The organism is Lysobacter sp. (genome assembly GCF_035655815.1).
GTDB lineage: Bacteria > Pseudomonadota > Gammaproteobacteria > Xanthomonadales > Xanthomonadaceae > Lysobacter_J.
The window spans coordinates 1-14,428 of record NZ_DASRTS010000064.1 but is presented as its reverse complement, the minus strand read 5'-3'; the positions used below and the strand labels follow the sequence as shown (position 1 = coordinate 14,428).

The window sequence follows — 14,428 nt, the reverse complement described above, 5'->3', positions numbered from 1 at the left end:
GCTCGACCGCGATGAACGCCGCGTCCGCACGGGACGCGGCGCGGCAACGGAACAGGGGAAGAACTCCAGCATGAAGCAGCACACCTGCGCGGCCCTCGGCCTGCTCATGGCCGCGTCGGCCGGCACCGCGATGGCGGCGCCGCAGACGGTGCAGCCATCCACCCTGCAGAGCCAGGAGCAACGCACCGAGCGCTATTACCTGCAGCGCGAACAGTCGCAGCCGCAGGCGCCCGCGCCGGATCCGGTGACGGACACGCCGGCATCGGCGCCTGCATCCGCCGACGGCGACGTCCGTTTCGTCCTGCGCGAGGTGCGCTTCGCACCATCGGCGTTCCTGACGCGGGAAGAGCTGCAGGCGGCGGCCGCGCCGTACACCGGCTGCGAAGTGGGTATGGCCGAACTGCAGCAGATGCTGGCTGACGTGAACCGCCGTTATGCGGAGCGCGGCATCACCACCGCGCGCGCGATGCTGGGCGGCCAGGCGATCCGCGACGGCGTGCTGCAGGTCGACCTGGTCGAAGGACGCCTCGGCGAGTTGCACATCGAAGGCGAGGCGCAGACGCGCGAGAGCTTCATCCGCAAGCGCATCCACCAGCAGCCGGGCGAGGTGGTGGACAGCACGCGGCTGCGCGACGACCTGGTGTACATGAACCGCACTTCCGACGTGCAGGCGCAGGCGCTGCTGCGTCCGGGCGCGCAGGTGGGCCACACCGACGTCGTCGTGCATGCGACGGAGGTCGAACGCCGCTATCTGGACGTGTTCGTCGACAACGCCGGCATCGACAGCACCGGCCGCGAGCGCATCGGCGTGCAGGGTTTCGCCAACGGTCTGGCCGGCATCAACGATCGCCTGTCGGCCTCGTTCGCCTATGCCGAAGGCGGGCTGGAAGGCCAGGCCTCGTACTCGGGCCTGATCAACCGCCGAAATGGGCGTCTTGGCCTGAGCTATTCGCGCAGCCAGATCAACCTGGTCAACGGTGCCTATCGCGACCTGGACATCACCGGCGAATCGCAATCGATGACGCTGGATTTCACGCAGCCGTTCATCGCCAACCGCACCTGGCTGGTGTCGGGCCTAGCGTCCGCCGGGCGCTCAGAGTCGAGCACGGACATTGCGGACGAACGCATCTCCGACACCGAGTCGACGGTGTTCACGTTGGGCGCCAGCGTCTCGCGCCGCTCGCCGGGACGCGAGTGGACGGTGACGCAGGTGGCGTCGCGGCTGCGTTCGGAAGAACCGCTGCTGGGCTCGCGCAACTTCACCACCGCGGTCGGCGGCTTCGGCTACCTGCAGAAGCTCGGGCAGAGTTCCTGGCTGGTGCGCCTGAGTTCCGGCTGGCAATACAGCAACGACGACGTGCTGCCATCGGGCAACCTGTTCCAGATCGGTGGCGTCGGCAGCGTGCGCGGTTACGAACGCGGCGCACTGTCGGGCCCGCGCGGCTACTTTCTCGACGCGGAGCTGCACCGCAGCTTCGGCGAGACGTTCGACGGCTATGTGTTCGTGGACTACGGCGCAGTGCACAGCGACTTCCCGCGTTCGCAGGACATCATGGGTACGGGCCTGGGCGCCCGCTGGCAGAGGCGCTGGTTCTCCGCCAGCGTGGACGTGTCGCACCCGCTGGACGAGGTGCTGAACGACCAGGATTCGGTGCGGGTGGATTTCCGCCTGACCGCACGCTGGCAGTAGGCCTGCACATTCCGGAATGGCGGCCGCACGCGGCCGCCGTCCGCTGCACGTTGAGAAGCGTGACGCACGAATTCGTGCTTCAGCATGGTGTCGCGAAGGTGAGGGGTTTCACGCCCGCCGGCTGCTAGTGTCCGCGGCCGACAGGGCAGGTCACCCATCCTGGAGGGAACATCATGCATTCCCAGTCGTTCCGCGCGCTGGCCGTTGCGCTGGCGCTGACCTGCTGCGCAACGGTCCATGCGCAGTCCCAGCCCGCCGATAGTGCGGTCGTGTTCGGCCGCGATGTGATCAATCCGAGGACGGGCGAATCCAGTCAGGCATTGTTCGTCACCGATCGATGGGGCATCTCGCTTGCGCAGGTGACCTCGCCCAGGGACGGGGTGCGCGATGCAGAAGCCAGCTGGTCGCCCGGCGGCACGCATCTGGTGTTCGCCCGCTACGGCGGAAGCCCGGGGAGCCAGTTGCTGGTGGTCGATCGCCAAGGCGAACGCGTGAGTCGACTCACATCGGGCCAGCGCGACGACCACAACCCCGTCTGGGGCCCGGGCTCGCTGATCGTCTTCGAGTCCGCTGCAAGCGATCCCGAGCCGGATTGCCTGCGCGTGGTCGACTGGCAGACGCGGCGACAGCGCGAACTGTTCTGCGCCGTGGCCGAGTACAACGGCGCACGCACCGACGTGCAATCGCCGATGTGGTCCGCGGACGGCAACAGCGTGTACGTGGCGGCCTCGCCTCCGGCTGGACGGCTGGGCGAAGCCTGGTATGGAGACGTGTATCGAGTCGACGTTGCGACCGGTTCGGCTACCCGTCTTGCACAGACCTGGCTCGACGAGCAGTCGCACGGCATCATCGCTCCCGATGGGCGCACGGCGGTGTTCCACGACGAATTCAGCGAAAGCGGGTTGATCCGACTGGATGTTGCCGACGGAACGCGGACGTCGCTGGGTCGCGGTGGTACGCCCGTGTTCTCCAGCGATGGCCGGCAACTCGCCTTCGTCCGCACTATCACGGTCGGTACGTGGCCGGATTCGCTGCAACTCACGCAGGTTTTCGTCGCCGACCTGGATACCGGCGTGCAACGGCAGGTGACCAACCACCGTGATCCGACGCTGCGCTTCTCGACCCTCGACTGGTCGGCGCAGGGCACCCACGTCCTCGTGCAGCACTGGAACGAAGGCGACCTTCACCGACAACTCGCCATCCTGGACCTCGCCACGGCCGAGTTCTGGCCGCTGCCGCAGGGCGAGGCCTCGGACGAGGCCTGGTTCGATCGCTGAAGGTGCAACCACCGCTTGATGACGCGAACGTAAGCCCCTCTCCGGCTGGAGAGGGGCTCAGCCCTCAAGGAATCGACATCCCGGCGAAAGCCGGAATCCATGTTTGCTGTTGCTCTTGCCCGTCATCCCCGCGAAGGCGGGGATCCAGCGACTTTTCACGCTTTACCGGACGTCGCCAGCCGCGATGCTTTGGGCCATTACTCGTCATCCCGGCGAAAGCCGGGATCCATGTTGTTGTTTGCTCTCACCCGTCATCGCCGCGAAGGTGGGGAGCCATGTTGTTGTTTGCCCTCATCCGTCATCCCGCGAAGGCGGGGATCCAGGGACTTTACGCTTCGTCGCCCCGCCGCGATGTCTTGGTCCGTCATGCGTCATCCCGGCGAAAGCCGGGATCCATTTTGTCTTTGCTCTCGCTATCGCCTGGGTTGGATAGCAACAGGAAGGAGCTTCCTCCGAGCTTGTACGGGCGTGGCTGTTGCCGTTCAAAGGCAACCGGTAAAGCGTGAAAAGTCCCTGGATCCCCGCCTTCGCGGGGATGACGAGCAACCGCAAGATGGATCCGAGCCTTCACGGGATGACGAGCAACAGCAAAAACAGACTCCGGCTTGCGCCGGGATTACGAGCAATGGCGCGAGGTGTCGCTACAGCGCGGCATCGGCATCCGACACCCGCGGGCGCCTTCTCCCGGAGAGAGAAGGAGCGAAGGCGCCCGCAGTATCCCTTCGTCAGAACTCCTGCCACTCGCGATCGCTGTTCGCGGCCGGTGCGCGCAGGTTGCGTGCAGGCACCACCGGCGTGCGGACGGTGGACTTCGGACGCGGCACGAGCGCCTTCGGATGCTCCATCACCGGTGCGGTCGCACGTGCGGTCGGTTGCACCGTGTCCGAGAGGCGGAACACCGCCACCGTCTGCACCAGCTGTTCGGATTGCTGCTCCAGGCTGCGTGCGGCGGCGGACGCTTCTTCCACCAGCGCGGCGTTCTGCTGCGTGCCTTCGTCCATCTGGGTGATGGCCTGGTTGACCTGCTCGATGCCGGCGCTCTGTTCCTGCGAAGCGGCGGAGATGTCGGCGATGATGTCGGTCACCTTGCGCACGCTGGTGACGATTTCCTCCATCGTCTGGCCTGCGTGGTCCACCAGCCTGGTGCCGTGCTGGACTTCCACCACCGAGTCGGTGATCAGCTGCTTGATCTCCTTGGCGGCATTGGCCGAGCGTTGTGCGAGCGAGCGCACTTCGGAGGCCACCACCGCGAAACCGCGGCCCTGCTCGCCGGCGCGCGCGGCTTCCACCGCGGCATTCAATGCCAGGATGTTGGTCTGGAAGGCGATCGAATCGATCACGCCGATGATGTCGCCGATGCGGCGCGAGGACTCGTTGATCGCGCTCATGGTCTCGACGACCTTGCTCACGACCGCGCCACCGTTGCCCGCCACTTCCGCCGCCGTCTGCGCCAGCTGGTTGGCTTGGCGCGCGTTGTCGGCGTTCTGCCGCACCGTGCTGGTCAGCTCTTCCATCGACGAGGCGGTTTCTTCCAGCGAGGCCGCCTGCGACTCGGTCCGTTGCGACAGGTCGTTGTTGCCCGCGGCGATTTCGGCAGCCGCGCTGCTGATCGCGTCGGTGCCCTCGCGGATCTGTCCGACGATCTCCGCCAGGCGATCGACGGTCTCGTTGGCGTCCACGCTCATCTGCGCGAACACGCCGCGGTAGTCGCCGTGCATGCGCTGGCTGAGGTCGCCGCGCGCGACGCCGCGCAACAGCGTCGACAGCGCGGCCAGGTTCTCGTCCGCGGTGGACATGAGGCGGTTGAGCGTGTCGACCATTGCGCGGAAATCGTGCTGGAAGCGCTCCGCATCGCCGCGCGCCGCGAAGTCGCCGTCGGCGGCCGCGGCCGCCAGGCGCTTGATCTCGGCGTTGATGGCCTGCAGGTTGACCTTCACCGAATCCATGGTGTGCGTGAGCACCGCCTTCTCGCCGGGCAGGCGCTCCATGTCCTGGCTCAGGTCGCCCACCGCGTAACGCTCCATGATCTGCAGCGCGGACTGAATCGAATCGATGTGCGAGGCGACCAGGCCGTTGGTCTCGCGCACCATGCGGCCGTATGCACCCGGGAACGCGCTCTCGTCGATGCGGAAGCTGATCTGGCCTTCGTCATGGCGGCGCGCCATCTCGCCCTGCGCGGCGGAGTAGCCGTTGAGGCGGTCGCACATGCGTTCCAGCGACTGCAGCAGCTGGCCGATCTCGTCGCGCGGCGTGCCAGTGCTATCGGCGTGCAGGTCCAGTTCAAAGCGTCCATCGGCCATTTCGCGTGCGGCATGCGTGGCGCGGCGCACCGAACCGGCGATGCTGCGCGAGATCATCACGCTCAGCAACACCACGGCGCCCAGCGCGAGGAACGCCGCCAGCAGCAGCACGCGCGCGAACTGCCACGCACGCGCCGCGATGTCGTCGGTGTATTCGCCGCTGCCCACGACCCAACCCCATTGCGGCTGGCGGGCGACGTAGGAGATCTTCAGCACCGGACCTTCCACGCCGGGCTTGGGCCACTCGTAGTCGACGAAGCCGCCGCCGTCGCGCGCGGTCTTCACCATCTCGACGAAGATGCGCTTGTTGTCGGCGCTGATGAAATCGGTCAGGTCCTTGCCGACCAGGTTGGTCTGATGCGGGTGCATCAGCATCCGCGGATGCTCGTCGTTGATCCACAGGTAATCGGTGCCGTCCTTGCTGCGCAGCGTGCCGATGACCTTCAGCGCTTCGCGCTTGGCGACGTCTTCGGGCAGCGTGCCGGCCTTCGCCATGTCGGCGTACCGCTGCACCACGGTCATGGCGGCGGCGACGCGCTGATGCAGGCGGGCGCGCTCGAAGTCGATCTGGCTGGAGTAGTTGCGCTGCACGGCAATGCCGGTGAGCGCGATGAGCCCGAGCGCGAGCACGGCGATCATCCAGGTGAACTTGGCGCGCAGCGTCAGGGAGGAGAAACGGAACAGCGAAGTTGCGGTCGGCATGGAAGGCACCAGAAGTACTCGACGCGGCGTGCGTCTTGCTTTCCATATCGGCTGCGTTTGCGATTGTTGGAGGTCGACTTTTGGTGTAGCGCCTGTTCAGCAAACAGGAAGTGCAAAGTGGGTTGCGTTTTGGAGGCTCGTTGGCAATTGCTGCTGCTCATCGTCCTCGCGAAGGCGGGAATCCATGGACTTTTATGCTTCATCGCTCGCGTGTCCGCCGCTTTGGCTGTTGTTGCTCCATCGCATCGAGAAAGCGTGAAAAGGCCCTGGATTCCCGCCTTCGCGGGAATGACGAGCTAAGAGCGACGGCAAGATGGATCCCGGCTTTCGCCGGGATGACGACCTAAGAGCAGAGGCGTGCAGCTGGCCCCGTCCCGCGCTCGTAGGGGTCGACGAGCTGTTGAGTGGGCAGGGCATGCAGGGCCGTGGTGCGTCGCCTGCGCAGGATTACGGATCAGACCGTCGCTACCGCACGCAACGGCGCATGCGCTACAAGGCGGAACGCCGAGACGGTCTTCATCAGCTGCGCCGCCTGCTCGTCCATGCTGCGCGCGGCGGCGGAGGCTTCTTCGACCAGGGCCGCGTTCTGCTGCGTGCTTTCGTCCATCTGCGCGACGGCCTGGTTGATCTGCTCGATGCCGGAGCTCTGCTCAAGCGCGGCGGCGCTGATGCCGGTGACGAGGTCGGCCACGCGCTTCACGCTGGCGACGATCTCGTCCATCGTGCGGCCGGCGTCTTCCACCATGCGGGTGCCGGTGCCTACGGATTCCACCGAGTCGCCGATCAGCTGGCGGATCTCCTTTGCGGCGCTGGCCGAACGTTGCGCCAGGGTGCGCACTTCGCTGGCGACCACCGCGAAGCCGCGGCCCTGTTCGCCGGCGCGGGCGGCTTCCACCGCGGCGTTGAGCGCCAGGATATTGGTCTGGAACGCGATGGAGTCGATCACGCCGATGATGTCGGCGATCTTCTTCGACGACTCGCTGATGCGCGTCATCGTGGACACGACCTGGTGAACCGCGTCGCCACCGCGTGCGGCCACGCGCGTCGCCCCGGTGGCCAGTTCGCTGGCCTGGCGCGCGTTGTCTGCGGTCTGTCGCACCGTGCCGGTCAGCACGGACATCGACGTTGCGGTTTCCTCCAGCGAGGCCGCCTGCGATTCGGTGCGCTGCGACAGGTCGCTGTTGCCCGAGGCAATCTCGCGCGCGCCCATGCCGATGGTGTCGGCGGCCACCTTGATCTGGCCGAGGATGCCGGCCATGGTCTCGACCAGCGCGTTGATGCCGGCGCACAGTTCCGCGATGGAACCGGTCTGCCCCGCGGTGTCGATGCGACGGGTGAGGTCGCCATCGCGCGCGGCGCCGACGACTTCGCGCGTCTGTGCCACGGCGTGCTGCAGCGCCTGCGTGTCGCGTACCTGCGCCGTGATGTCGGTGGCGTACTTGACCACCTTGAACGGGCGGCCGTTCATGTCGTAGATCGGGTTGTACGAGGCCTGGATCCACACCTCGCGGCCGTCCTTGCCCAGGCGCCGGTAGACGCCCGCATCGTATTCGCCGCGTCCGAGCTTGGCCCAGAATTCGTGATATCCGGCGCTGCGGCGGTAGTCCTCCTCGGCGAACATCGAATGGTGCCGGTCGCGCACTTCCTCCAGCGTGTAGCCCATCGTGGCGAGGAAGTTCTCGTTGGCCGAAAGGATGCGTCCGGTGAGGTCGAACTCGATCACCGCCTGCGACTTGCTGATCGCCGCCAGCTGCCCGGCGAAGTCCGCGGCCTGCATCTTCTGCGCGGTGATGTCGGTGGCGAACTTCACCACCTTGCGCGCGCGCCCCATCGAATCGAACACGGGGTTGTACGAGGCCTGGATCCACACCTCGCGACCGTTCTTGCCGACGCGCCGGTACTGGCCGGCGTCGAACTCGCCACGCGCCAGCTTGGCCCAGGACGCGCGGTACTCGTCGCCTTGCGCGTAAGCCGGATCGGTGAACATCCGATGGTGCCGGCCCTGGATCTCGTCCAGCCGGTAACCCATCGTCTGCAGGAAGTTCTCGTTGGCGTGCAGGATAGTGCCGTCGAGATCGAACTCGATCACCGCCTGCACGCGGTGGATGGCGGCGACCTGGCCTTCCAGGTCGGCCAGTCGCGCGTTCGCGGCGGGCGAGGGCGTTTGAGCGGAGCGGAACAGTGCCTGGATGCGTCGCCACAGCGACGGCGTGCTTTGCGGAGCGGGTGCAGCAACGAACGGCTGCGTGGCAGCAATGGTCATCGTCGGATCCTCGTTTCCTTGTGGCTCAAATCGACGCGCCGTGCAATCCGCACGGCGCTGGTACTGCGTTGATTTGGGGACTCACGGAAGATCGCCCAGGGGACGGCGGACCTTGGGTGGGACTTTGCAACGCGGCTTGCACGGACGCCTTCCCGGAGGAGCGGCGCCCAGCTGGCTTGGAACGTGGTGAGGCGTGGAGCGCGAAGCCGGACGAGCGGTCAGGCGGCGTGTGCGTGCGCCACCAGGCCCATCTCGGCGCTGGTCATCAGGCGCTCGATTTCCAGCAGGATCAGCATGCGTTCGCCGTGCGTGCCGATGCCGGTGATGAACTGGCGGTCGATGGTCGCGCCGATTTCCGGCACCGGCCGGATCTGCTCGGCGTCCAGGCGCACCACGTCGGACACGCTGTCCACCACCATGCCGACGACACGGTCGGCGACGTTCAGCACGATCATCACCGTCAGCGCGTTGTACTCGGCCTTGGCCAGGCGGAACTTCAGGCGCATGTCGATGACCGGCACGATGGTGCCGCGCAGGTTGATCACGCCCTTGATGTAGTCCGGTGCGTCGGGCAGGCGGGTCACGGTGTCGTAGCCGCGGATCTCCTGGACCTTCAGGATCTCCACGCCGTATTCCTCTTCGCCCAGGGCGAAGGTCAGGTATTCGTCGGCCGATTCGATGGTGGTGGTGTCGTGGTTCATGTCGGTTCTCGTCGTCTCGTTCTGCTTCTGCTCCCTCTCCTGCGGTTGCAGGGGAGGGTTGGGGAGGGTTGAAGTCCACTGCGGCCACGCTCGGCGCTTCGCGCCTCACGACCCCCTCCCGACCTCCTCCTGCAAGCAGGGGGAGGGCTCATGTTTCTGTCTGCCTGTTACGCCGCTGCCGGCATCCGCTGCGCCTGCACCAGGCCGCCGACGTCGACGATCAGGGCGACGCGGCCGTCGCCGAGGATGGTCGCGCCGGAAATTCCCTGCACGCGGCGGTAGTTGGCTTCGAGGTTCTTCACCACCACCTGCTGCTGGCCGAGCAGTTCGTCGACTTCCAGCGACAGGCGCTGGCCGTCGGCTTCCACCACCACCGCGATCGCCGTGTTGCCGCTGGCGTCGTTGCGCGTGGCGCTGGACAGCCCGTACTGGCGGGCCAGGTCGAGCAGCGGCAGGTAGTCCTCGCGCACGCGCAGCACGCGCGCATCGCCGGCGATGGTGCGCACGTCGCCGGTGGCGGGCTGCAGCGATTCGACCACCGCGTTGAGCGGCAGGATGAACACTTCGCCGCCCACCGACACCGTCATGCCGTCCAGGATCGCCAGCGTCAGCGGCAGTCGGATCGACACGGTGGTGCCGGCGTTCTTCTTCGAACGGATTTCCACCTGGCCACCCAGCGCGGCGATGTTCTTCTTCACCACGTCCATGCCGACGCCGCGGCCGGACAGGTCGGTGAGCTGTTCGGCGGTGGAGAAGCCCGGGTGGAACACCAGGTCCCACACCTGCGCGTCGGTCGGGTTGTCGCCGATCGGCAGGCCGCGTTCGGCGGCCTTGCGCAGGATGCGGTCGCGGTCCAGGCCGCGGCCGTCGTCGCTGATCTCGATGACGATATGGCCGCCCTGGTGCTGCGCGTTGAGGCTGATGGTGCCGGTCTCGTCCTTGCCCGCGGCGCGGCGCTCGGCCGGCATTTCCAGACCGTGATCGATGGCGTTGCGCACCAGGTGCACCAGCGGATCGACGATCTTCTCGATCACGCCCTTGTCCAGCTCGGTGGCTTCACCGCTGGTGCGCAGGCGGACCTTCTTGTCCAGGCGCGCGGCCAGGTCGCGGACCATGCGCGGGAAGCGGCTGAAGGCGAACTCCACCGGCAGCATGCGCACGCCCATCACCGCTTCCTGCAGGTCGCGGGTGTTGCGATCCAACTGTTCCAGGCCCGACAGCAGCAGCTCGTTGGCGACCGGGTCCAGCTGCGTGGAGCGCTGGCGCAGCATGGCCTGGGTGATGACCAGTTCGCCCACCAGGTTGATCAGTGCGTCGACCTTGTTGACCGCTACGCGGATGGACGTGTCGGCGTTGTCGTTGCCGGCGCTCTTGCGCGCGTCGCCGCGCGTTTCCAGCGCGACCACGTTGTCGGCGTGCTCGCCGGCGGGCAGCGGTGCAGGCGGCGGCGCGACGGCGGACGTGGCGGGAATGGCCTCGATCGCCAGTTCGCACTGGTCCTCGACCCATGCGAAGGCTTCGTCGATGGCGCTGCGCGGCACGCTGCCGGGCAGCATCAGGTCCCACGCGAGGTAGGCCTCGTACGGGTCCAGTTCGGAGAACGCCGGCAGCGTGTTGTCCAGGCAGGTGACGCCCAGTTCGCCGTGGCTGCCCAGCTCGCGCAGGATGCGCAGCGGGTCGTTGCCGCTGAGGAACATCGACGGCGCCGGCTTGAAACCGATGCGCCACTGGCCGGTGGCGGGCTGGCTCGCGGCGGCGGGCTGGCTGGCAGTGGCCGAAGGCTCACGGCCCATCATTTTCGCCAATCCGTCGTGCGCACGCTTGAGGCCGGCCTCGTCGATCGGGTCGCCGTGCTCGGCCGCGCCCAGCAGGCCGCGCAGCGAATCGCCTGCTACCAGCAACGCACCGATCGCGCCGGCGTCGAGCTGGCGGCGGCCGCTGCGGGCTTCGTCCAGCAGTGTTTCCAGCTGGTGGGTCAGCTCGCTGATGGCGGTGAAGCCGAACGTGGCCGCACCGCCCTTGATGGAGTGCGCGGCGCGGAAGACGACGTTGATGGTCTCGCCGTCGGCCGAACCGGATTCCATCGCGAGCAGGCCCGCTTCCATGGCGTCCAGGTTTTCGCGGCTTTCCTCGAAGAACGCGGCGTGGAAGCGGGTGATGTCCATGGGCGAGTGGAGAGTGGAGAGAAGTGAGGAGAGAGGGAGCGAAAGCGGGAAGAGGTCAGGAGTGGAGTGACGTCAGCAGAGATGCTCTGACGCGTTTCTCACTCCTCTCCACTCTCCCCTGGCCTCAGCCAAGAACCTTGCGGACGGTCGCCAGCAGCTGTTCCGGGTCGAACGGCTTGACCAGCCAACCGGTCGCACCGGCGGCCTTGCCCTCGGCCTTCTTGTCGCCGCCGGATTCGGTGGTGAGCATCAGCAACGGCGTGAAGCGATAGTCGGGCAGCTGGCGCAGCTGGCGGATCAGCTCGATTCCGTCCATGCGCGGCATGTTCACGTCGGTCACCACCGCATCGAAGCGCTGGGTCTTGGCGACGTCGAGCGCGGCCTGGCCGTCCTCGGCTTCGCGCACGTTGAAGCCGCCGCCGGTCAGGGCGAAGGCGACCATCTGCCGCATGGAGGTGGAGTCGTCGACGATCAGCAGGTTCTTGGACATCGTGGCGGCTTCTGATTGAGGTGGTTGGAAGGGATGCGGTCAGGCCGCCGACGGAACGTCGACGCCGAGGCTGCAGGCGATCGCGAGCTGGCGGGCCGCGTCGGCGAGCACCGGCGAGGCGTCAGTGACGACGGTCTTGCGGCCCAGCGCGGCGCGTTCGCGCACGAAGGCATGCAGCATCTGCAGGCCCGCGGTGTGGACGCGCTCGACGCGGTCGCCGGACAGCGAGAGCGGTTCGGCGTCGTCCAGGTGCGCACGCAGCGCGGCCTGCAGGTCGCTGACGTGTTCGATGCCGAGGTCGGCGGGAAGTGGCAGTGCGTTCATGGCGTTCGTGCGGCCGTGGTCATTCGTTTGGGATAACGGCGCAGGACGGGAGGACTTGAGCGGAGAGCGAATCCCCCTGTATCCCCCTTTTCCAAAGGGGGAGAACCGCCGGGTGAGCGGGGCATGCAGCAGCCGGTTGCGTTATCGGAATCCACGCTGTGCTCCCTCCTTTGGAAAGGAGGGCCGGGGGAGGATTTGCTTTGGGCGATGAAGCCAATCTCCCTGTGTCCCCCTTTTCCAAAGGGGGAGAACCGGAGTGAGCGGGGGCATGCAGCAGCGGGATGCGTTGTCGGAATCCACGCTGTGCTCCCTCCTTTGGAAAAGGAGGGCCGGGGAGGATTTGCTTTGGGCGGTGGAGCGAATCCCCCTGTGTCCCCCCTTTTCCAAAGGGGGAGAACCGGAGTGAGCGGGGGCATGCAGCAGCCGGTTGCGTTGTCGAAATCCACGCTGTGCTCCCTCCTTTGGAAAAGGAGGGTCGGGGAGGATTCGCTTCTCACCCGAACAGGGCATTCGCATCCAGCAGCACCGTCGGCTTGGCGGTGACGCGGGCGACGCCGACGATGGCACGCGACGGGCTGGCCATCAGCGGGGGTTCGATGCGTTCCGGGCCCAGCGTCACCACGTCGTCCACCGCGGAGACCAGTGCGCCGATGAGCTCGTTGTCGCGTTCCACCACGACGATGCGCGCGCGCTCGTCCGGAACCACCGCGCCGGTGCCCAGCCACAGGCCCAGGTCGAACACTGGGACGATGCGGCCGCGCAGGTTCATCGCGCCGAGTACCGACGGCGCGGCGCCGCGCATGGCGACGATGGGCGCGGTGCGGCCGACTTCCTGCACGCGCAGCAGTTCGACGGCGTAGCTGTCCAGGCCGACGGCCACGCGCAACCAGCGATGCGTGGTGGTGACCGACGGCGGTAGCGCCGGCGGCGTGAGGTCCATCGGCCGCAGGCCGGTCGTCTTGGCGGCAACCGGCGCCGCGGCAACGGGCCTCGCGACCGGCGCGGCAGGCGGCTGCGCAACGACCGGTGCCGGGTGTGGAGCGGCTGGCTTCGGCGCTTCCGTCGCGGCGCCGAACAACGGGTCCGAATCGAGTTCGGCCAGCAGGTCGTGCGGGATGGCCGTGGAGGCTGCCGGCGTGGGCGTGAGTGCGGCGGCGAAGAGCGGGTCCGAATCGAGTTCGGCCAGCAGGTCGTGCGGGATGGCCGCGGAGGCTGCAGGCGTGGGCGTCGGCGCAGTGCCGAACAACGGATCCGAGTCCAGTTCCGCCAGCAGATCGGCCGAGATCGCCGGCGCCGCCGACGCGGCCTGCGGTGCCTGCGCGGCGAACAGCGGGTCGGAGTCGAGTTCGGCCAGCAGGTCTGCCGGAATCTCGACGGCGGCAGCCGCGGACGGCACTTCGGCAACGGCTGCTTCGATGCCGGCTTCGACCGGTGCGTGCGTCGCCGGTTGCCCGGCGAACAGCGGATCCGAGTCCAGTTCGGCCAGCAGTTCCGGCGGGATCTCTACCTTCGCTGCGATCGGTTCGACTGCGGGCGCGTTGGCCGCGACCGGCGCAGGCGCCACCGTTTCGACGGTCAGGTCGAGCAGTTCGTCGAGATAGGCGTCGATGGCCGGTTGGTTCATGGGGGAATCCGATCAGTCCTGCGTCGTCACCGGCAGGTGCACGACACGCGATGCAAGGCGCGGGCCACTCAGGCGGCCTCGCGACGCTGGTCGCCGGCGGCTTCGGTTTCCAGCAGCCACTTCAGCGCGCGGCGGTACATGTCCACGCCGCGGCCGTCCGGCGGTTCGGCGCGCACCAGTGCGGCGGCGTCGCGCAGGCGCGTGTCCATCGGCACGGCGTGCGGCCAGACGCGGTCTCCGTAACGGTCCTGCAGTTCGTAAAGGCTCTGCACGCCGGTGCGGGTGCGGCGGTCGAACAGCGTCGGCAGCACGTGGCGCGGCAGCGGACGGCGGCGCGAGCGCTCCACCATCTCCGCGGTGCGCAGCATGTCGGCCAGGCCGTGCAGGGCCAGCGGGTCGGTCTGGGTCGGCACGATCAGGCGATCGGCCGCGGCCAGCGCGTTGACCATCAGCAGGCCCAGCGTCGGCGGGCAGTCCATCAGCACGTAGTCGTAGATCTCGCGCACGGTGTGCAGGGCGCGACCCAGCGCCAGGCCCAGGCCCGGCTGCGTCGCGCCGCGGCGCTCCAGCGTCGCCAGCGCGGCCTGCGCCGCGACCAGCTGCAGATCGGGAATCTCGGTGTAGCGCGCCAGTTCCAGCAGGCTTGCGCTGCTGCCGTTGAACAGGTCGTGCGTGCCCGACGGCGGTGGGTCGACCGGTACCTCGAACGCGCGCGTCAGCGACGCGTGCGGGTCCAGGTCGAGCAGGAGCACGCGGTGGCCGCTGGTGGCCAGTCCGCGTGCGAGCAACAGCGACGTCGTGGTCTTGCCGACGCCGCCCTTCTGGTTGGCAATAGCCCAGGCGCGCATCAGCCCGCTCCCGGTGGGGTGGTGGAGGAACGCTTAGCCGCGGC

General features: G+C 67.6%; 10 protein-coding genes. 2 read left to right on the top strand and 8 right to left on the bottom strand.

Annotated elements, in window-relative coordinates:
* The first annotated feature begins 70 nt into the window (after positions 1 to 70).
* Positions 71 to 1,690 carry a ShlB/FhaC/HecB family hemolysin secretion/activation protein gene (locus VFE83_RS16940; RefSeq protein WP_324908323.1) on the top strand — a complete coding sequence of 540 codons (1,620 nt, stop codon included), beginning with the start codon at positions 71 to 73 and terminating at the stop codon, positions 1,688 to 1,690.
* Positions 1,691 to 1,863: 173 nt separating this feature from the next.
* Positions 1,864 to 2,967, top strand: coding sequence for a hypothetical protein (locus tag VFE83_RS16935; protein WP_324908321.1), 1,104 nt, complete (start codon positions 1,864 to 1,866; stop codon positions 2,965 to 2,967).
* Positions 2,968 to 3,692: 725 nt separating this feature from the next.
* Here the strand turns inward: VFE83_RS16935 and VFE83_RS16930 are convergent.
* The 8 genes from VFE83_RS16930 to VFE83_RS16895 all read right to left on the bottom strand — a co-directional run bounded on the left by VFE83_RS16930 (position 3,693) and on the right by VFE83_RS16895 (position 14,384).
* Positions 3,693 to 5,969, bottom strand: a complete 2,277-nt coding sequence (locus VFE83_RS16930) for a methyl-accepting chemotaxis protein (protein ID WP_324908319.1) — start codon at positions 5,967 to 5,969, stop codon at positions 3,693 to 3,695.
* Positions 5,970 to 6,423: 454 nt separating this feature from the next.
* Positions 6,424 to 8,232: a methyl-accepting chemotaxis protein gene (locus VFE83_RS16925; RefSeq protein WP_324908316.1), complete on the bottom strand. Its 1,809-nt coding sequence runs from the start codon at positions 8,230 to 8,232 to the stop codon at positions 6,424 to 6,426.
* A 218-nt stretch (positions 8,233 to 8,450) separates the two neighbouring features.
* On the bottom strand, positions 8,451 to 8,933 hold the full coding sequence (locus tag VFE83_RS16920) for a chemotaxis protein CheW (RefSeq protein WP_324908314.1): 483 nt from the start codon (positions 8,931 to 8,933) through the stop codon (positions 8,451 to 8,453).
* A 167-nt stretch (positions 8,934 to 9,100) separates the two neighbouring features.
* Positions 9,101 to 11,098 carry a chemotaxis protein CheA gene (locus VFE83_RS16915; protein ID WP_324908312.1) on the bottom strand — a complete coding sequence of 666 codons (1,998 nt, stop codon included), beginning with the start codon at positions 11,096 to 11,098 and terminating at the stop codon, positions 9,101 to 9,103.
* Positions 11,099 to 11,222: 124 nt separating this feature from the next.
* Positions 11,223 to 11,588: a response regulator gene (locus tag VFE83_RS16910; RefSeq protein WP_115844924.1), complete on the bottom strand. Its 366-nt coding sequence runs from the start codon at positions 11,586 to 11,588 to the stop codon at positions 11,223 to 11,225.
* 39 nt (positions 11,589 to 11,627) lie between these two features.
* On the bottom strand, positions 11,628 to 11,912 hold the full coding sequence (locus VFE83_RS16905) for an STAS domain-containing protein (protein WP_324908307.1): 285 nt from the start codon (positions 11,910 to 11,912) through the stop codon (positions 11,628 to 11,630).
* 493 nt (positions 11,913 to 12,405) lie between these two features.
* Complete coding sequence (locus VFE83_RS16900; protein ID WP_324908305.1) at positions 12,406 to 13,536, bottom strand: chemotaxis protein CheW; 1,131 nt, start codon at positions 13,534 to 13,536, stop codon at positions 12,406 to 12,408.
* A gap of 68 nt (positions 13,537 to 13,604) precedes the next feature.
* The gene (locus tag VFE83_RS16895) at positions 13,605 to 14,384 is read right to left on the bottom strand and encodes a ParA family protein (RefSeq protein WP_324908303.1); all 780 of its coding nucleotides are present in this window, start codon (positions 14,382 to 14,384) and stop codon (positions 13,605 to 13,607) included.
* Positions 14,385 to 14,428: the final 44 nt, after the last annotated feature.